At 41.9% G+C, this 17,467-nt stretch carries 21 protein-coding genes; 7 read left to right on the top strand and 14 right to left on the bottom strand.

What is annotated here, in order from left to right; all coding sequences use genetic code 11:
* Positions 1–12 precede the first annotated feature (12 nt).
* From Q91_RS09540 to Q91_RS11865, 5 genes are all read right to left on the bottom strand, one after another.
* Positions 13–465: a hypothetical protein gene (locus Q91_RS09540; protein WP_015006687.1), complete on the bottom strand. Its 453-nt coding sequence runs from the start codon at positions 463–465 to the stop codon at positions 13–15.
* 21 nt (positions 466–486) lie between these two features.
* The gene (locus tag Q91_RS09535) at positions 487–933 is read right to left on the bottom strand and encodes a DUF3465 domain-containing protein (RefSeq protein ID WP_015006686.1); all 447 of its coding nucleotides are present in this window, start codon (positions 931–933) and stop codon (positions 487–489) included.
* Between the two features lie 95 nt (positions 934–1,028).
* A complete protein-coding gene (locus Q91_RS09530; RefSeq protein ID WP_015006685.1) occupies positions 1,029–1,433 on the bottom strand; it encodes a DUF4332 domain-containing protein in 405 nt (134 codons plus the stop codon).
* 69 nt (positions 1,434–1,502) lie between these two features.
* Positions 1,503–2,972, bottom strand: a complete 1,470-nt coding sequence (locus tag Q91_RS09525) for a helicase HerA-like domain-containing protein (RefSeq protein ID WP_015006684.1) — start codon at positions 2,970–2,972, stop codon at positions 1,503–1,505.
* Positions 2,966–3,142 (bottom strand): MscL family protein, encoded by a 177-nt coding sequence (locus Q91_RS11865; RefSeq protein ID WP_202948165.1) that lies wholly within the window; start codon positions 3,140–3,142, stop codon positions 2,966–2,968. Before Q91_RS11865 ends, Q91_RS09525 begins: the two co-directional genes overlap by 7 nt.
* Before the next feature lie 324 nt (positions 3,143–3,466).
* Here Q91_RS11865 and lgt point away from each other — a divergent pair, with 324 nt between their 5' ends.
* The 3 genes from lgt to Q91_RS09510 are packed head-to-tail and all read left to right on the top strand — an operon-like array spanning position 3,467 to position 5,521.
* Positions 3,467–4,240, top strand: a complete 774-nt coding sequence (gene lgt, locus Q91_RS09520) for a prolipoprotein diacylglyceryl transferase (protein WP_015006683.1) — start codon at positions 3,467–3,469, stop codon at positions 4,238–4,240.
* A 4-nt stretch (positions 4,241–4,244) separates the two neighbouring features.
* Complete coding sequence (gene thyA, locus Q91_RS09515; protein WP_015006682.1) at positions 4,245–5,039, top strand: thymidylate synthase; 795 nt, start codon at positions 4,245–4,247, stop codon at positions 5,037–5,039.
* Positions 5,039–5,521: a dihydrofolate reductase gene (locus tag Q91_RS09510; protein WP_015006681.1), complete on the top strand. Its 483-nt coding sequence runs from the start codon at positions 5,039–5,041 to the stop codon at positions 5,519–5,521. Before thyA ends, Q91_RS09510 begins: the two co-directional genes overlap by 1 nt.
* Here the strand turns inward: Q91_RS09510 and Q91_RS09505 are convergent.
* Together Q91_RS09505 and apaG are read right to left on the bottom strand one after the other, a co-directional pair.
* Positions 5,518–6,345 carry a symmetrical bis(5'-nucleosyl)-tetraphosphatase gene (locus Q91_RS09505; RefSeq protein WP_015006680.1) on the bottom strand — a complete coding sequence of 276 codons (828 nt, stop codon included), beginning with the start codon at positions 6,343–6,345 and terminating at the stop codon, positions 5,518–5,520. The genes Q91_RS09510 and Q91_RS09505 overlap by 4 nt on opposite strands.
* Positions 6,346–6,354: 9 nt before the next feature.
* Positions 6,355–6,738, bottom strand: a complete 384-nt coding sequence (gene apaG, locus Q91_RS09500) for a Co2+/Mg2+ efflux protein ApaG (RefSeq protein ID WP_015006679.1) — start codon at positions 6,736–6,738, stop codon at positions 6,355–6,357.
* Positions 6,739–6,865: 127 nt separating this feature from the next.
* Here apaG and mpl point away from each other — a divergent pair, with 127 nt between their 5' ends.
* The 3 genes from mpl (at position 6,866) to Q91_RS09485 (ending at position 11,290) form a co-directional block, all read left to right on the top strand.
* Positions 6,866–8,221 (top strand): UDP-N-acetylmuramate:L-alanyl-gamma-D-glutamyl-meso-diaminopimelate ligase, encoded by a 1,356-nt coding sequence (gene mpl / locus Q91_RS09495; protein ID WP_015006678.1) that lies wholly within the window; start codon positions 6,866–6,868, stop codon positions 8,219–8,221.
* A 7-nt stretch (positions 8,222–8,228) separates the two neighbouring features.
* Positions 8,229–8,813, top strand: a complete 585-nt coding sequence (locus tag Q91_RS09490; protein WP_015006677.1) for an LON peptidase substrate-binding domain-containing protein — start codon at positions 8,229–8,231, stop codon at positions 8,811–8,813.
* A 416-nt stretch (positions 8,814–9,229) separates the two neighbouring features.
* Complete coding sequence (locus tag Q91_RS09485; RefSeq protein WP_083856996.1) at positions 9,230–11,290, top strand: EAL domain-containing protein; 2,061 nt, start codon at positions 9,230–9,232, stop codon at positions 11,288–11,290.
* 74 nt (positions 11,291–11,364) lie between these two features.
* Here Q91_RS09485 and Q91_RS09480 read toward each other — a convergent pair whose 3' ends face one another.
* The 7 genes from Q91_RS09480 to nth form a co-directional block, all read right to left on the bottom strand.
* A complete protein-coding gene (locus Q91_RS09480; RefSeq protein ID WP_015006674.1) occupies positions 11,365–11,970 on the bottom strand; it encodes a DedA family protein in 606 nt (201 codons plus the stop codon).
* 12 nt (positions 11,971–11,982) lie between these two features.
* Positions 11,983–12,396, bottom strand: coding sequence for a group II truncated hemoglobin (locus Q91_RS09475; protein WP_015006673.1), 414 nt, complete (start codon positions 12,394–12,396; stop codon positions 11,983–11,985).
* Positions 12,393–13,673, bottom strand: coding sequence for a glutamate-1-semialdehyde 2,1-aminomutase (gene hemL / locus Q91_RS09470; RefSeq protein ID WP_016390543.1), 1,281 nt, complete (start codon positions 13,671–13,673; stop codon positions 12,393–12,395). Before hemL ends, Q91_RS09475 begins: the two co-directional genes overlap by 4 nt.
* Positions 13,674–13,817: 144 nt before the next feature.
* Entirely contained in the window at positions 13,818–14,558 is a 741-nt protein-coding gene (locus Q91_RS09465; protein ID WP_015006671.1) for a DUF2063 domain-containing protein, read from the bottom strand.
* Between the two features lie 13 nt (positions 14,559–14,571).
* On the bottom strand, positions 14,572–15,426 hold the full coding sequence (locus Q91_RS09460; RefSeq protein ID WP_015006670.1) for a DUF692 domain-containing protein: 855 nt from the start codon (positions 15,424–15,426) through the stop codon (positions 14,572–14,574).
* A gap of 12 nt (positions 15,427–15,438) precedes the next feature.
* Positions 15,439–15,792, bottom strand: coding sequence for a hypothetical protein (locus Q91_RS09455; RefSeq protein WP_015006669.1), 354 nt, complete (start codon positions 15,790–15,792; stop codon positions 15,439–15,441).
* Positions 15,793–15,969: 177 nt separating this feature from the next.
* Positions 15,970–16,605, bottom strand: coding sequence for an endonuclease III (gene nth, locus Q91_RS09450; RefSeq protein WP_015006668.1), 636 nt, complete (start codon positions 16,603–16,605; stop codon positions 15,970–15,972).
* Positions 16,606–16,805: 200 nt separating this feature from the next.
* Between nth and yrfG the strand changes: the two genes are divergently transcribed.
* Positions 16,806–17,459, top strand: coding sequence for a GMP/IMP nucleotidase (gene yrfG / locus Q91_RS09445; protein ID WP_015006667.1), 654 nt, complete (start codon positions 16,806–16,808; stop codon positions 17,457–17,459).
* The last annotated feature ends 8 nt before the right edge of the window (positions 17,460–17,467 follow it).

Raw genomic sequence — 17,467 nt, 5'->3', positions numbered from 1 at the left:
TGCCGCTTTTTTTTATATGTGAACCTCTTTATCCGGCCAGATAAATCCGATGGATCGTTGGGGGGCTTCTTCTTTTATTTCTATCGCGTGACAGAGCATTTGTACACTGGATTGGTGAGCAAACATCACGCAGCTATTTCCGCCCATTTTGCCTTCAATTCTAATACCGTGGAAACTGACTTGAGAGAGTTTTAACACGTCAATTTGAATGCCACCTTGTAGAACGGCCACAATAGCTGGTTGTAGGCCTTCTTCAAGTGATTGTCGCCAAGATAGGGCTTCATCAGCAATGGCTTTCATTAACACACCGGCACTTCTAAACTCATTACTTTCTTGTAAGTTAGGGGTGTCATCCTCTGAAAGAGCGCATGAGTGTATTTGACCAATGTCTACGTTGACTAAATTTGAACCAAGTAATGGTTCTGCTTTTGTTGGAATCTTTTTGCTTTTTGTTGGTTTGCTCATAATGTTCTCTAATTTTTCATCTTATTGGTAAACTTTACCACGATATTTGATCCATCCGGCTGGGTGTATGCCTCTAGGGTCATGATGGGTCCAGTGAATAACACCACCTTTTATATTCCACTCATATTCTCCCTTAAATGTAATAGGGTCGTCTTTTTTTAAGGCCTTTACTCGAGGAGCTAGGTCAATATTATGCGCAACCAAGACTGTTAATACGGGTGAAATACGGACAATAAATTTTTGATGCCTGCTGCCATTGTTATCATCGGCTAATAATTTGCTCACGGTGCCTGTGGCAGTGATAATTTTATCGCTTTGTTTGTTGTTATAAGCGCTTATTAACGCATCAGTTGAATACGTGGACGTAGAAGAGCTTGAGTCATGAGGTGTATCAAGGGGTTGATGCTGTTTGTTAAAGAAGGTGAAAAAAATAATGATCGCTATTATTAGAACAAGATACTTTCTCATGGATGTAAAGTTTACAAAGGATTGTTTTGGGGTAAAAAAAAGCCGTACATAGCATTAACGATATATACGGCTTTTATATAGGGTGCTGGAAGCTTTTAATGTGTGATTTTTTTAGGTAAGTCTTTAGCTTGCTCAACCCAACTTTCTACTTGTGATAAGGCGGGAACTTTACGGACTAAATTTTTATCTTCATTCACCTGTGCCATTTTAGCGTGTAAGTTCTCGGCGTTTCGTTGTTTTAGTTCTGGTACCGTGTCAACGCCAGCGCATTCCAATAAGTCTGCATATTGTGTGCTGACACCTTTAATACGCGTTAAATCTGCGCGGTTGGCCCAGCCTAGGATAAGTTTCTCACTCAAGCCAGACTTTTCGGCAATTTCTTTGCGTCCTTTTTTTGTACAGCAAACCTCTAATAAATTTTCAATTGATGTTAAACCGGCGTCCCTTAGTTTTTCTGCATATGCTGGTCCAATTCCTTCTATATCAGATAATGCGGTCATCTTTCTCTCCCTATGTTGTTTTGTCGAGTTGACGTTAAAAACTTTACACTCATCTGTCCTTGTTTAAAACTACTTTAGTAATGAACCTAGGAGACCGCGTATGAGTTTACCGCCAATTTTAGTTCCAATGGCTCGGGCGGCGCTTTTTATCATGGCGTCCATTGGGCTATTGGTAGAGCGTTGAGGTTTCTTACGAGTGGTTTTTTTTCTGGCTTTTTCTTCTTCAATATCGAGCGCACGTTTTTCTGCTTCTTCTGCCCTTATTTTTAAGAGCTCATGAGCGGATTCTCGATCAACTGGCGTGTCATACTTTCCGGATACAGGAGAACGGTCAAGTTTTTCTGCGCGTTCTTTCATCTTTATCGGGCCAATTTGTGATTCAGGTGGGCGAATGAGCGTTCGCTCAACCTGTGTAGGGCTACCGTTTTTGTCAAGTGTGGAGACTAAGGCTTCGCCAATACCTAGCTCAGAAAGGCATGTTGTAATATCAATGTTTGGGTTTTGTCGAAATGTTTGAGCCACCAGTTTGATAGCTTTTTGGTCCTTAGGTGTAAATGCTCGTAAGGCATGTTGTATACGTAAGCCTAATTGCCCTAAGACATTTTCCGGAATATCCATAGGACTTTGGCTGATAAAATAGACGCCAACACCTTTCGACCGGATGAGTCTTACAATTTGTTCGATTTTGTCGGTTAGTGCTTCCGGTGCATCGTCAAAGAGCAAATGCGCTTCATCAAAGAACATAACAAACTTTGGTTTATCTGCATCACCGACCTCCGGTAAGTTTTCGAATAATTCAGACAGTAACCATAATAAAATAGTGGCGTATAAACGAGGTGACTTTTGCATGAGTTGCGTTACATCCATCACATTGATGAATCCTCGACCTGACCAGTCAATACGCATTAAATCCTCAAGCCTTAAGGCTGGTTCACCTAAAAAATTTTCTACTCCTTGTTGTTGTAAAATGAGCAGATCACGCTGTATTGCGCCAATGCTGACGGAGGTGATATTGCCATACTCGCCTTTTAGTTCTTTGGTGTTATTGCTCACCCATGTCAGCATTGATCTAAGGTCGTTGAAATCGAGTAACAATAATCCGTTATCATCTGCAATTTTGAAGCAGGCGTATAAGACACCCGTTTGAGTATCATTTAATTCGAGTAAGTTAGATAGAAGTAGCGGGCCCATATCGCTGACAGTTGTGCGTAATGGGTGACCAAGTTTTCCATAAACATCCCAAAAAACTACTGGTGAAGCTTGCGATTGATAATCTGTTATTTTGATTTTCTTAATACGCTCTTCGATTTTTGGGTGTGCTGATGCGGCGTTAGCAAGTCCAGATAAGTCCCCTTTAATATCAGCCATAAAGACAGGGACACCAAGCTTGGAGAACCCTTCAGCTAACACCTGAAGTGTCACGGTTTTTCCAGTGCCTGTAGCCCCCGCAATCAACCCGTGTCGATTGCCCATTTTAGGGTTCAATTTTATTTGATCAGTAAGGTTGCCGCCAATTAACAAGTTAGATTCATTCAACATTGATAAGCACCGTTTATTTTTGTTGAGTTAATAGCCTTCACAACCATGAAAATAGTGAAAGCAATAATTATAAAATCGACCACCGTATAAATAAAAACTAGCGTATTTAATGACCGCAGCAGGTACTTCGCTGACAGCTTCTTGAATAGTGACGAGAAGAAGTAATTCATCTGTGGATGGTATAATCCTGTCAGCTAAAAATGATGAAAGGGTCCTTAACTACAAGCCGTGCGAATGATGATGCTAATCACCATACCAACGGCATTTCTTTGTACAGTAAATCCTTTCATCATGCTTATTTTATATTTCTTATATTAGTCAGTTGTTCGAGTAGCCACAATAGTTATTTTTGTTGTTAGATTTCATGTCTTATTTAACATGAGAAAAATGTTAAAAATATCGATAACTTTTGTTAATCAGGTTGCGTTAAATAAAAGATGCATGTCTTGGCGTGCACACGCTAAAATATTTACTCCCTTTAAGGATTAAATAATATGTTGGTATACCCTCAAATAGACCCCGTTGCGATCAACCTTGGGCCGTTGGCTGTTCACTGGTATGGCCTCATGTATCTTGTTGGGTTTGTGGGTGCATGGTTGTTAGGTCGGTATAGGGCTAAAAAGGTGGGCTGGAGTGTTCAGCAAATTGATGACCTTATTTTTTACGCGGCGATGGGTGTGGTATTGGGTGGCCGTATTGGCTATGTGTTATTTTATAACTTCCCTGCTTTTATCGATAACCCTGTTATTTTGTTAAAAATATGGCAAGGCGGGATGTCTTTTCACGGTGGCTTATTAGGTGTGCTTGTTGCCATGTACCTGTTTGGCAAAAAATACCAGCATCACTTTTTTGAAGTGACTGACTTTATTGCCCCCTTGGTACCGATTGGTTTAGGGGCGGGACGAATTGGTAATTTTATTAATGGGGAGTTGTGGGGTAAACCGACTGATTTTGCGCTAGGCATGCTAGTGCCAGGGTTAGGTAATATGCCTAGGCACCCTTCACAATTGTATGAGTCGGCACTAGAAGGCTTTGTGCTATTTTTTATTTTATGGATTTATTCAAGCAAACCAAGAGCAAGGATGAGCGTGTCGGGCCTGTTTTTAATCGGTTACGGCGCCTTTAGGTTTGCGGTTGAGTTTGTCCGGCTACCCGATGCGCATTTAGGCTACTTAGCATTTGGTTGGCTAACCATGGGGCAAATTTTGACCTTGCCAATGTTGCTGTTAGGAGCCGTCTTAATGCTGAAAGCAAAACAAAAAGGCTAAGTTAATGAAACAATATTTAGAGTTAATGCAAGATATCCTCGATAACGGGACAGATAAAGAAGATAGAACGGGAACTGGAACGCGGTCAGTGTTTGGTCGGCAGATGCGTTTTGACTTATCGAAAGGTTTTCCGTTGGTAACAACTAAAAAATTACACTTGCGATCTATTATTCATGAACTGTTATGGTTTTTAAATGGCGATACAAATACACGCTATTTGAAAGATCACGGGGTGAGTATTTGGGATGAATGGGCAGATGATAAGGGTGATTTAGGCCCAGTTTATGGTCACCAGTGGCGTTCTTGGCCAACTCCTTCTGGCGAGAATATTGACCAAATCAGTGAGGTGTTGGCGCAAATTAAAAACACCCCCGACTCTCGCCGAATGATAGTGAGTGCATGGAACGTGGGGCAGATACCGGATATGGCCTTACCACCATGCCATTTATTGTTTCAGTTTTATGTCGCTAATGGGAAACTGTCGTGTCAGTTGTACCAGCGCTCAGCTGATTTCTTTTTAGGGGTGCCGTTCAATATAGCCAGCTATGCCTTGTTAACCCATATGGTTGCTCAGCAAGCAGGTTTAGAGGTTGGTGACTTTGTTTGGACAGGGGGAGATGTGCATCTCTACAGCAACCATTTTGAACAAGCAAATTTACAGCTATCACGTGATACTTTAGCGTTGCCTCAATTACAGATAGCAAGAAAGCCCGCCTCATTATTTGATTATCGGTATGAAGATTTTGAGATCATCGGTTATCAATCCCATGCTGGGATTAAAGCACCGGTCGCGATTTAATGATTTCTATGATTGTTGCAATGGCTGAAAACAGAGCCATTGGGAAAAATAATGAGCTGCTTTGGCATTTACCTAAAGATTTTCAGCATTTTAAGTCGGTCACCATGGGAAAGCCTATTTTAATGGGGCGTAAAACGTTTGAATCGATAGGAAAGGCATTACCGGGCAGAAAAAACATTGTTATTACCCGTGATAATAACTTTACGGCTGAGGGTATTGTCATTGTTCATTCAATTACAGCAGCGTTAGAGGCGACGGAAGAATTTGATGATGTGATGGTCATTGGTGGCGCAAGTTTTTATGAGCAAATGTTACCGGTGACAGAGACATTATATTTAACGGTGGTCCATCAAGATTTTGAAGCAGATGCTTTTTTTCCTGAGATCAAAGCCGAAGATTGGGAGGTTGTTGAGCAGGTTAAGCATGAAGCGGATGAAAAGCACGCTTACCCGTATTCATTTATAACCTATCGACGAATCTAATAAGGTTCTAATGAAGCGTCACAATCTAGCGAGATTATGCGCTCAGTTCCATCCAGTGTCATGGCGCTTAATTGGCCACCCCAAAGACAGCCAGAGTCTAAACAAAAGGCGTTGTTTTGTTTATTGAGGCCTAAAGTTGACCAGTGACCAAACACTATTTTTTCCTGGGCTGTTTGCCGCTTAGGTACTTCAAACCAAGGTATTAAGTGAGGCGGACTATCTGCTGGCGAACCTTTTTCTTTAAACTCTAAATGTCCTTGTTCATCGCAAAAACGCATTCGGGTAAAACAATTAATAATAAAGCGCAAACGTGCATGACCTGACAAGCTGTTATCCCAGTGGGTAGGCTTGTTACCGTACATACTTGCTAAAAAGGGATCGAATAAGTCGCTCTGAAAGGCTGCTTCCAGCTCCTTTGCATATCGTTTAGCATCTTCAAGTGTCCATGGGGCAGGCAAGCCTGCGTGAATCATTGTATAGCCGAGTGTTTTGTCGTGATGTAAGAATGGAAGCGACCGAACCCAGTGAATAAGCTGGTCGGCATCGTGAGCCTCTAAAATATTAGCAAATGTATCTGTGCGATGTGCTTTCTTGTGACCACGTGCGGATGCTAAAAAATGGCACTCATGATTACCTAATACACTGTGGGCGCTGTCGCCTAGCGAGATGATAAAACGTAATGTTTCTAATGATTTGGGACCTCGATTGATGAGGTCGCCAGCAAACCATAGTTGATCTTTGTTAGGATCGAATTGAATTTTATCCAATAGCCGGCGAAGAGAATCATAACAACCTTGAACATCACCGATGGCGTAGGTTGTCATAACAGCGCCTTAGTGCAAGGTTCTTGGCGTGGATAAAGAAAAGGGCGCAATGGTAGCGGTGAACTTTTCGCCATCAGCATCTTGTAGATGATAACTGCCTTGCATCGCACCTACCGATGTTTCAATAACCGCACCGCTAGTATATTGAAAAGACTCGCCTGGTTGTAGGTGAGGCTTTTCGCCAACGACGCCTTCGCCATGCACTTCTTGAACTTTGCCATTAGCATCAGTGATAATCCAATGACGGCTCAAGAGTTGTGCCTCAATATTACCGGTATTTTTAATTGTTATAGAATACGCAAAGACGTAACGTGCTGCTTCTGGTTCAGATGAAGAGGCGATGTAAGTAGTGTCTACATCGACTTGAATCTTTTGACGTTTTATATCACTCATGGTTTTTATAAATAATAGCGTTTGCCCAATGTGGGTGGTTGTTCATAATAAATTGGCCTTTACCTTCAAATATAAACAGTATCTGAAGTAAGATGGTCTTCAGCGATATTATCTAGGAAAACGTGAATTGAGAGTACATATTTTAGGTATTTGTGGCACCTTTATGGGCGGGCTTGCCGTTATGGCGAAACGTTTAGGCCATACCGTTACTGGTTCAGATGCAGGTGTTTACCCTCCCATGAGTACTCAGCTTGAAGCCGAAGGGATTGAGTTGATGCAGGGGTATAGTGCTGATAACTTAAGGGTAAAGCCAGATATTGTTGTGATAGGTAATGCACTGTCGCGAGGCAATGAAGAGGTTGAAGCGGTGTTGAATCTAAATCTGCCTTACACATCAGGTGCACAATGGTTGGCCGAGCATGTATTGCAACATCATTGGGTGTTAGCTGTCGCTGGCACGCATGGCAAAACGACAACCAGTTCGATGTTAGCGTGGATCTTAGAGGACGCTGGTTTAAAACCAGGTTTTTTAATAGGTGGTGTGCCGCTAAATTTTGCTATATCTGCTAAGTTGGGAGAATCTGATTACTTTGTGATTGAAGCGGATGAATATGATACGGCCTTTTTTGATAAACGTTCGAAGTTTGTACATTACCGGCCAAAGACCTGTATTTTAAATAACCTTGAGTTTGACCATGCTGATATTTTTGATGACCTTGGTGCGATAAAACGCCAGTTTCATCATTTGGTAAGAACGGTGCCAAACAATGGGCTGTTGATTTCCCCTTCCGGTGATGAAAACTTAGACGAGGTGCTCATACAAGGCTGCTGGTCTCCGGTAGAAAAATTTGCTAAACAGTCATCAGCTAAAGCGACTTGGTTTGCCGATAACCTTGACGCAGGTGAAGGCGAGTTTGATGTGTATTATCAAGGTGATTTTATGGGGCGTGTGTGTTGGAGCTTAAGCGGGCAACACAATGTATCAAATGCCTTAGCTGCTATTGCAGGGGCAGCTCATGTGGGTGTTAAGCCGGCCACCGCAATTAAAGCGCTGGCGCGATTCCAAAACGTTAAACGTCGAATGGAAGTTCGAGCGGTTGTAAATAATATTACCTTGTACGATGATTTTGCCCATCACCCAACGGCCATTGCTAGCACCTTGGCGGGTTTGCGAGGAAAGGTTGCAGATCAACGGATAATAGCGGTGCTTGAACCACGATCCAACACTATGAAAATGGGCGTGCACAAAGAGACCTTGTTACCCTCGTTAGAGCAAGCAGACCTTGCTTTTGTTTTTATGCCGGATGAGATGGACTGGCAAATGGAGATGGGTAATTATCCCAATATTAGGCTTTTTAAAACCATTGATGATTTAGTGGCAGCCATCGTTAGTGTTGTGCAATCAAATGACCATGTGTTATTTATGAGCAATGGTAGTTTTAGCGGTATTCATCAAATAATTGAAGACAGATTAAATTCGTAACACGGCCATGCAAATTTCAACAAACAATGTCCCTATTTTTCCATTATCCGTAGCCCTTTTTCCAGAAGGGGTTTTGTCGCTAAGAATTTTTGAAACGCGATACCTCGATATGGTGAGCCGTTGTTTAAAACAAAATATGCCTTTTGGCGTTAATATGATTGAAGATGGTCATGAGGTAGGTGATGCAGCCAAGTGTTATGCAATAGGCACATTAGCTAAAATCATCAATTGGGATCAGTCAGCCGATGGCGTGCTGCAAATCGAGGCATTAGGTTGTCAGCGATTCAGCATAGTAGATAGCCAAGTGTCTGATCAACAGTTAAGAACTGCCAGTATTAAAATTTTAGAGGAACCTGTGGGCGCAACGATTCCTGCTGAGTGCTCTGAGTTAATCACGATGTTAAAAAGAATACTTAAAAAGCATCAGCCCAATAACTCATTGGATGAAACAAGGTTTAAAGATGCAAACTGGGTAAGTTGCCGCCTAACAGAAGTATTTCCAATGGAAAATATTATGCGCCAACGATTGCTTGAAATAGACAATCCTACCGAGCGATTAGAGGTGATTTTGGGTTTGTTATCGGCCCATTGAATTGTCTTTGTTTATCGACTTGTAGAAGAGTTTTTATCTGCTATATTTTAAAGGTTAAAAAAATTTATGACCGGGTGGTTTTGGGTATGTGTGTGAAAACAAGGAGTAATGAAGGCAATGAGCGATCGAGAATATCTTGCTCGTTGTTTTGCTTGGATAGATTTTTTCAGGGGCAATATTTATGCTTGAACACTTGCTCAAGCTCTAAAGCCATTGGTGAGTTGCGCACACAAGATGAAAGCGTGGCATATTGAGATGGTGGCCACTTATGAGAGCAAGGCTAGGTGGCCAGTTGTTAATCATGTGGGTCGTTGCCTAATAGCTGTACCTGTGCGCGCCAATCTGACCCCCTTTTTTGAGTGGCAGCAATCTGCTGTCTGTTTACTACAAAAAGCAATTAATTAAAGGGGATAAGCTTGTTAAATACAGTGAAGCTTTCTTATCTCCCTGTCAGGTATCAATTTATCTTGTTAATGATGGTGATGGCGTCAGCACTGATTGTTTTTTATTCTGTGTTTGCCTATCAGCATGAAAAGGCTGAGTATGCTAAAGAGTCAGTTAGCGAACTGAAAGCTATCACTCAGGTCTTAGAAAATGATTATGCTACCTTGGTATTGAATGGGGCTCCAAATTTGCGTGAGGAATTATTGCGCAAATGGCAACAGTTTCCTGTTCTTGAGCATGCCGACCTTGCGGGGGGGGCTGGGCAGACTATTTTGCATTATTCAAAATCTGCGCAACCACATCAAAATATTCAACTTGTTGAGCCGGATACAATAAAAGCAGTCGACAACCTACTGTTATACAAAAGTATTGTAGTGTCTGGAGATGAGGAAGTAGGTGCTGTCACTTATGCCATTTCTACTGATAGTTCTGAAAAGCTTCTAATAGCGCTAAAGAAGTTGATTGTGATCTCAATTCCTATCGCGTTTGTTTTGGCAATTCTTTTGTCTATCTGGTTGCAAAGTATTTTCGTCAAGCCATTACAGGATTTAATGGAGGATATCAAAGACATTACACTTGAACAGGCTTATGCCAAGACAATCTTCGTCAATAAGGCAGATAGCAGTGAGTATGCTGAAATGGCGAAGCACTTTAATAGTTTATTGCAACGGATGAATGCAACGTTGAATGAGGTTGAACAATCAAAAAAAGTGGCTCAGGAGCTGGCTTATTATGATGAATTAACAGGCCTTGCGAATAGACGGCTGTTAACAGAACACATGGAGTACATTCTCGATATTGCTATCAGAGAACACCGGCACGGTGCATTACTGTTTATTGACTTAGATAACTTTAAAACACTGAATGATTCACGTGGTCATGCAGCCGGGGATGAACTACTAAAAAAAGTAGCCGCTAGTTTGAAGCAGGTTTTCCGTGGGGTTGATACGATTGCTAGATTGGGCGGAGACGAGTTTGTTATTTTGTCAGGTCAGCTGGAAGGCTCTGAAGAGGCGGTCATTAACCAAATTCATTCGTTAATGTTGAAGTTACGACATGTTTTAAGTGAAAAATTCATTATTCAAGGTGAGGTTTATCATTTAACAGCGAGTATTGGCATTACCACATTCCCAAATATGGCCACGACCCCTGAAGGGCTGATGAAGCAGGCTGATACTGCAATGTATCGTGCCAAAGAAGGTGGTCGTGATGGTTATCGTTTTTACCAGCTTGAGATGCAAGCAGATGCAGATGCTAAATTGCAAATGGAGACGGACTTAAGACATGCTCTCAGTGCTAATGAGTTTGAATTATATTATCAACCTCAGGTAGATGAGTTTGGCCGAATTTCAGGGGCTGAGGCATTGTTACGCTGGTTTAAAAAAGATGGAGAAATAGTGTCTCCGTCGGAGTTTATACCAATAGCTGAAATGACAGGTCTTATTTTACCGATTGGTGAGTGGGTTATAAAAGAAGCCTTCGGGCAATTGAAAAAATGGAAGCAAGCCGACATTACCCCAGACTTTAGGTTATCAATAAATATCAGTCCATATCAATTCGATCAGGATAATTTTCTTGAGACCATAACAAGTTTATTGAATGAGTCAGGTGTGTCTGCAAGTTATGTGACGTTAGAGATGACTGAAGGCATCACTGTTAAAGATATACATCTGACTATTGATAAAATGCATGCGTTGACAGATCTCGGCTTTAAAATCTCGATGGATGATTTTGGGACGGGGTATTCGTCGCTAATGTATTTGAAGAAGCTGCCGCTGAGTGAATTAAAAGTCGATCAGTCATTCGTTCGAGATTTGCACGTCGATCAATCGGATGCGGAAATTGCCGCTACGATTATTGCGATGGCTAAAAGTTTAAGCTTGGATGTGGTCGCCGAGGGTGTTGAAAAGGAAAGCCAATTGAGCTTTTTAACCTATCACGGGTGTTCTGTCTTTCAAGGGTATTATTTTCACAAACCAATGCCAGCAAAAGAGATGGATGATTTATTATTTAGAAATGTGGTTGTTTTATAAAGGCTGACAAGCAAAGGGTTGGCTTTTGATAGTACGATTTAACGGGTTTTAGTAAGGGTTAAGCCATCAGTTTATTAACGTTGTTTGAGTATTTTGTAAAAAGCCCAGATAAGCACAACAAAGAGCAGGGTGAAAGGCCATCCATTCTCAAGGTTAGTGGTGATGAGGGTCGTCGATTTTCCAAAAAAAAAGCCGGGTATGAGATAAGCAGGCGCCCATAAAGCCGAAGCAATAAGGTTAGTAGGAATATAATGTTTAGTAGGCATGTCTAAAATACCAGCAATAAGTGGAATAATCGCGCGAATAGGGCCAATAAAACGCCCAATCAAAATACTAATTGCGCCATACTTTTCAAAAAATTCGTGGCCGTTTTTTAATACATCCGGATTGTTTTTAAACCAAGCGATGGTGTAAATTTTTTTATCGTAGTGCTTACCTAAGGCAAAGCTTAGTCCGTCGCCAAATGATGCGCCTGCTGCCGCCCACATAACAGTGCTAGCCATATCTAATGTGCCATTGCTAATAAGTGTGCCGACTCCAAACATAATAGCGACACCTGGTATAACTACCCCAATAATAGCCAGTGATTCAACCATGGCAACTAGAAAGACAATAAGGCCTGCCCAAGTTGGGTGCTGGTTAATTAGCTGTGTGAAGGTGTCAAGTAGTTCGGCAAACATTCAGTTCAGTTGTTACTCAGTTTGGTTGCGCATAAAATCTGCGGTGTTAAAGAATGCTTGCATCAATTCATCGTGCATGGCTTTTTCGATATTCATTTTGTGGAGAGCTTTATCCATGCAGTGTAGCCATTGATCACGCTCTTTAATGCCAATGGAAAAAGGTAAGTGGCGCGCTCGTAATCGTGGGTGACCATATTTTTCAATATACAACGAAGGGCCGCCGAGCCACCCGCTTAAAAAAAGAAATAATTTGTCTTCAGCCTCCGTTAAATCGGCCGCATGCATGTCACGAATTGTTTTAACGTCAGTGTTGTTGTCCATGGCCTCGTAAAAGTACTTAACAAGTTGACGAATACCTGTTTCACCACCTAGTTTTTCGTATTGGGTGAGTTTATAGGTTTGGCCAGGTTTTAATGTGTCAATCATGTTAATTTCTCAAAGGCGACCTTGGCAGCATGAAGTGTGTCGTTAATATCTTGTTCACTATGCGCAGCAGAGACAAACCCAGCTTCAAAGGCAGAAGGGGCGAGGTAGATCCCTTGTTCTAACATAAGGTGAAAGAATTGTTTGAAGCGTGCCTGGTCGCATGCCATGACTTGGCTAAAGCGGCGAATATTTTTGTGCTCAGAGAAAAATAGGCCAAACATACCGCCCACTTGGTTGGTAGAAAAAGGGATGTTGGCTTCTTTAGCAATGTTGTTTAGACCATCCAATAACTGCGTGGTACGGAGTGATAGTTGGTGGTAAAAATCAGGTTGGCTAATAAGCTCAAGTGTTGCGAGCCCAGCAGACATAGCTAGGGGGTTGCCTGATAGGGTGCCAGCTTGGTAGACAGGGCCATCAGGTGCAAGTTCAGCCATGATTTTAGCGCGGCCGCCAAAAGCACCGACAGGCATACCACCCCCAATGACTTTGCCTAGTGTGGTTAAATCGGGCGTTACGCCATACACTTGTTGTGCGCCACCAAGCGCGACGCGAAAGCCACTCATCACTTCATCAAAAATCAGCACAATGCCGTATTGGTCACATAATGTTCGTAAGCACTCAAGGAAGCCGGTTTCTGGAGGTATGCAGTTCATATTGCCAGCGACTGGTTCGACGATAATACAGGCGATGTCATTGCCGTTGGTTTTTAATAATTGCGAGACCGCTTCAGCATCATTATAGGGAAGCGTTAGGGTGTGGTCGGCCAGTGAGGCTGGTACACCCGGTGAGCTGGGAACGCCAAAAGTGAGTGCGCCAGAACCGGCTTTTACCAATAATGAATCGGAGTGACCGTGGTAACAGCCTTCAAATTTAATGATATTGTCACGGCCTGTGTAACCACGAGCTAAACGTATAGCACTCATGGTGGCTTCTGTTCCGGAGCTGACCATGCGTACTTTTTCAATGGATGGTACTAGTTGGCACACTTTTTCTGCCATCGTGGTTTCAATAATGGTGGGTGCACCAAAACTAAGCCCTTTTTCGGCCGCTGTTTGGACGGCTTTAACAACATCGGGGTGGCTATGGCCTAAGATCATAGGGCCCCAGGAACCAACATAGTCGATATATTGTTTATTGTTAGTATCAACAAGGTATGCGCCCTTTGCATGGTCGATAAAAACAGGGTCTCCACCGACACCTTTAAAGGCGCGAACCGGTGAGTTAACCCCGCCAGGAATAGATTGTTGTGCTTGATCAAAAAGAGAAGAGTTGCTCATATCAATGGGTGGTTTATTTGAATAACGGAACATTATAAGCAATAAAGATGAAGGACTTAAAAAAAGCAGGCATTAGCGGGTTAAAAAGTTTTGAAAATAGCTCAGGCGGCTATCGCAAGCTCGTTTTAAGTGCTGAGGGTTAAATTAATTAGGGGCAGAAACGACGATACCACGATGAATAAAGTCATTAATTATGGATAGCCCTCCTTGTATAACAACGCTAGGGTCTGGGTGTTGAAGGTTTTTAGCTAATGTTGACAAAATGTCTTTGGTTAATTGGCTTGTGTTGTCGGCTAATGCGATAAGCAAGGCATGTGTTGTTGGTGTTATTTCTAAAAAGCATATTGTGTGCTCAATATTGCGGTAAACGGCTAGGTATGTTGGCTGATCGGGTGGTTCGGCGGGTAAAAAGTCAGGCGAAATTTTATGTACGGGGTAGGTATAGGCAGCAACTAAGGCTGTTGGCGCAACGGTTAAAGCTTGATTGAAAGGGTCGCTAATGGGAGGGTAGGCTTCATCGTCAGTAATGGAAACGATAAACTCAAGCCATTCATAATGAGCTAGCTCTAGTAGGAATGGAGTATCATCAATGGCGTCTGAATTACTTGTGCGTTCGTGCTCTAAATAGTGGATAAACTCTTGGGGAATGTCAGAAAAGTAGGGGCTTTGACTTGGGTGACGATGATAAAAATCTCTACAGATATTTTCCCATTGTTGTTCAGAGCAAATAGTCTTAACAACCGGGAATCCATCACTAAGCGCGCTGGCAATATTGGTGAACAGAAGGTCGCGGTATATATTTATGCGTCGTTCTTCAATATCACTCGGTTTTGGCGCATTTTTTGGGTCACGAATATAGCGGGTGAATGCATGTTGAGTTTGCATGAAAGAAGGCGCGTTATTTTGCGACACGTTTTTGACCTGATTGGGGTGAATAATTTAATTGGGCTTGATGAATAAGGTGAACCTCGTCGAGTAACTCAGGTAGTGGTGGAATATTAAAGTCACGCTCCAATAGGGTGGGAAATAGGCCAAAATTGTCGTAAGCTTTATCGAGTAATTGCCAGACAGGATCAATGACATTAGCACCGTGAGAATCAATAATAATATCGTCGGCTTCGTTATAGTGTCCTGCAATATGTGCATAGCTTATGCGGTCACCGGGTAGTGCTTTCAAAAATTCTTCCGCACTGTATTTATGGTTTACGCTGTTGACATATATATTGTTAATATCGACCAGTAACTTGCAATCGGCTTTTTTTATCACTGCGTTAATGAAATCAATTTCTTCCATTTCCTTACCAGGGGCAGCATAGTAAGAGGCATTTTCAATGGCAATTTGTTGGCCAAGAATATCTTGTACGTGGAGAATCCTCTCAGCTACGTATTCAACTGCTTGCTGAGTAAACGGGATGGGCATCAGGTCGTATAGGTGACCGCCATCACTACAATAGCTGAGATGTTCGGTATAAACCTTAATTTGATGTAGTTTAATAAAATCTCGAATGTCGCGAATGAACTTAACGTCTAGTGGGTCTGGGCTACCTAGGCTGAGTGACAAACCATGTGCTACAAAAGGAAACTGTTCGGTTAAGGCGCGTAACTGCTTACCATATCGACCACCGATTTTTATCCAGTTTTCAGGAGCGATTTCATAAAAATCTATATTGCTAGGCGGCTTTTCAACTAGCGGGCCTATAAAGGCCCGCCTTAATCCAAGCCCAACTCCATGAACGGGAAAGGTATTAATCATTGCTAGCTAGCGTTACTTCTTAGAGCCACATTTACCTTCTTTTGCTTTGTTAGCAGCTTTTTCAGCGCCACATTTACCTTCACCGCATTTTGCTTCTTTTACTTTGTCAGCAGCTTTTTCAGCGCCACATTTACCTTCACCGCATTTTGCTTCTTTTACTTTGTCAGCAGCTTTTTCAGTACCACATTTACCTTCACCGCATTTGCCTTCACCGCATTTACCTTCGGCAAGCACCATGTAGCCAGTTTTTAATTCAGTTGCGCCAAATGGGTTTGTGTCTGCGTTTACGACTGGAGTAAATGCCATTGAGGTGACAAAGGCAGCCCCTAACGCGGTGATGATTGGTTTTTTTGTAGGGTTTTTCATAAGAATATCCTGTTGTTTTTTTATTCTCGGGTCACTGTTTATTTCAGTGCGTTTGTCTGCAGTACCGACAAGAGTAAGCCAGTTTACTATATGCGCTTTAATAGACCAAGCAAAGTTTAAAAAACTTACAGCTTGTTTTAGTTTTACTAGAATTAATAAGCTTGATTTAAAAATGATCTAATAGATGGTTTTGTCTTTAAATTCACATAAATCTTCAATGACGCATGAACCGCAGCGTGGTTTTCGAGCAATACACGTGTATCGACCATGAAGAATCAGTAAATGATGGGCATCAAGCTTGTGTGCTGTTGGTACGTTTTTTTCAAGTTTCTTTTCAACCTCTAAGACATTTTTACCGGTGGCAATTTTAGTGCGATTACTGACCCTAAAGATATGCGTATCAACAGCGATAGTCGGAACACCAAAGGCAGTGTTTAGAACAACGTTTGCCGTTTTTCGCCCAACGCCCGGTAAGGCTTCAAGTTCCTCGCGAGTTTGAGGGACTTGGCTATTATGTTGTTCCATTAACATTTTACAGGTTTTGATAACGTTGCTGCCTTTGGTGTTAAAAAGCCCGATAGTTTTAATATATTCTTTGAGTCCTTTTTCACCGAGTGCAAAAATAGCTTCAGGCGTGTTGGCAACAGGGAATAATTTATCGGTCGCCTTGTTAACTCCCTTGTCGGTAGCTTGAGCAGAAAGGATAACTGCAATTAAAAGCTCAAAAGGTGAGCTGTAATTAAGTTCGGTTTCAGGTTCAGGGATAGCTTGAGCGAGTCGCTCGAATATTTCTAGGCGTTTAGCTTTGTTCATAAGTGAGTTGAGTTATTGTGTAAGTATCTGTTTGTTAGCGCTTAAATAGCATGGGTGGGGGAATGTTGAGAGGCATTGATGGTAAGCAATAAACCACTTATTAGGAAAAGGGATAAGCGTTTGCTGAAATGGTTTAACATACCGGTATGCCTTTTGAAGGTAAGTCGAAAAGTTTAACGTTGTAAAGGTTAGGTTACCAGATGATTAATTGGTCGGATATAGAAACTGTTTTATTGGATATGGATGGTACTTTGTTGGATCTACGGTTCGACAACCATTTTTGGCAACGTGTTGTGCCTGATTATTTTGCTAATAAGGAAGGTATTTCATTTGATGAAGCAATTAAACAGCTAGAGCCTCTTTTTAAAGCCCAAGAAGGCTTGTTAAATTGGTATTGCTTAGATTATTGGAGCGAGGCATTAGGTATTGATATTGTTAAGCTAAAAGTTGAAACACAGGAACATATTAAAGAATTGCCGCATACACGCGATTTTTTAGGAGCTATAAAAGCATCGGGTAAACGCTGTGTGTTGGTAACAAATGCACATGCAGAGAGTTTAAACCTAAAAATGCAAAAAACAGGTTTGGTAGAGTTTTTTGATGCGATTGTTTCTGCGCATGATTTTGGTTACCCCAAAGAGCAGCAAAGTTTTTGGCATGCTTTTCATCAGCTGGAGCAGTTTGATAAATCTAAAACCGTGATGGTGGATGATAGTTTAAGTGTGTTGAAGGCAGCCGATACATTTGGCATTCAATACATCGTCGCTATTACTAAACCCGATAGCGCTGAGCCACCGCGTATCGTACATGACTATTTAGCAGTCGAAAGTCTTGGCGCTATTCAGCCAAAATAAACGGCTTA

This window comes from Cycloclasticus sp. P1, assembly GCF_000299965.1.
Lineage (GTDB): Bacteria > Pseudomonadota > Gammaproteobacteria > Methylococcales > Cycloclasticaceae > Cycloclasticus > Cycloclasticus pugetii.
Note: the sequence above shows the minus strand (reverse complement) of the source record. Positions and strands in the feature narration are given on the sequence as shown.

What these genes read in the sequence shown, in the direction of transcription:
- nth (WP_015006668.1), bottom strand. Translation starts at nt 16,605, where the DNA reads ATGAACAAAGCTAAACGCCTAGAAATATTCGAGCGACTCGCTCAAGCT.
- Q91_RS09455 (WP_015006669.1), bottom strand. Translation starts at nt 15,792, where the DNA reads ATGAAAAACCCTACAAAAAAACCAATCATCACCGCGTTAGGGGCTGCC.
- hemL (WP_016390543.1), bottom strand. Translation starts at nt 13,673, where the DNA reads ATGAGCAACTCTTCTCTTTTTGATCAAGCACAACAATCTATTCCTGGC.
- yrfG (WP_015006667.1), top strand. Translation starts at nt 16,806, where the DNA reads ATGATTAATTGGTCGGATATAGAAACTGTTTTATTGGATATGGATGGT.
- Q91_RS09475 (WP_015006673.1), bottom strand. Translation starts at nt 12,396, where the DNA reads ATGATTGACACATTAAAACCTGGCCAAACCTATAAACTCACCCAATAC.
- Q91_RS09530 (WP_015006685.1), bottom strand. Translation starts at nt 1,433, where the DNA reads ATGACCGCATTATCTGATATAGAAGGAATTGGACCAGCATATGCAGAA.
- Q91_RS09505 (WP_015006680.1), bottom strand. Translation starts at nt 6,345, where the DNA reads ATGACAACCTACGCCATCGGTGATGTTCAAGGTTGTTATGATTCTCTT.
- Q91_RS09535 (WP_015006686.1), bottom strand. Translation starts at nt 933, where the DNA reads ATGAGAAAGTATCTTGTTCTAATAATAGCGATCATTATTTTTTTCACC.
- Q91_RS09460 (WP_015006670.1), bottom strand. Translation starts at nt 15,426, where the DNA reads ATGATTAATACCTTTCCCGTTCATGGAGTTGGGCTTGGATTAAGGCGG.
- Q91_RS09465 (WP_015006671.1), bottom strand. Translation starts at nt 14,558, where the DNA reads ATGCAAACTCAACATGCATTCACCCGCTATATTCGTGACCCAAAAAAT.
- Q91_RS09540 (WP_015006687.1), bottom strand. Translation starts at nt 465, where the DNA reads ATGAGCAAACCAACAAAAAGCAAAAAGATTCCAACAAAAGCAGAACCA.
- Q91_RS09510 (WP_015006681.1), top strand. Translation starts at nt 5,039, where the DNA reads ATGATTTCTATGATTGTTGCAATGGCTGAAAACAGAGCCATTGGGAAA.
- Q91_RS11865 (WP_202948165.1), bottom strand. Translation starts at nt 3,142, where the DNA reads ATGAATTACTTCTTCTCGTCACTATTCAAGAAGCTGTCAGCGAAGTAC.
- Q91_RS09490 (WP_015006677.1), top strand. Translation starts at nt 8,229, where the DNA reads ATGCAAATTTCAACAAACAATGTCCCTATTTTTCCATTATCCGTAGCC.
- apaG (WP_015006679.1), bottom strand. Translation starts at nt 6,738, where the DNA reads ATGAGTGATATAAAACGTCAAAAGATTCAAGTCGATGTAGACACTACT.
- Q91_RS09480 (WP_015006674.1), bottom strand. Translation starts at nt 11,970, where the DNA reads ATGTTTGCCGAACTACTTGACACCTTCACACAGCTAATTAACCAGCAC.
- Q91_RS09525 (WP_015006684.1), bottom strand. Translation starts at nt 2,972, where the DNA reads ATGTTGAATGAATCTAACTTGTTAATTGGCGGCAACCTTACTGATCAA.
- thyA (WP_015006682.1), top strand. Translation starts at nt 4,245, where the DNA reads ATGAAACAATATTTAGAGTTAATGCAAGATATCCTCGATAACGGGACA.
- lgt (WP_015006683.1), top strand. Translation starts at nt 3,467, where the DNA reads ATGTTGGTATACCCTCAAATAGACCCCGTTGCGATCAACCTTGGGCCG.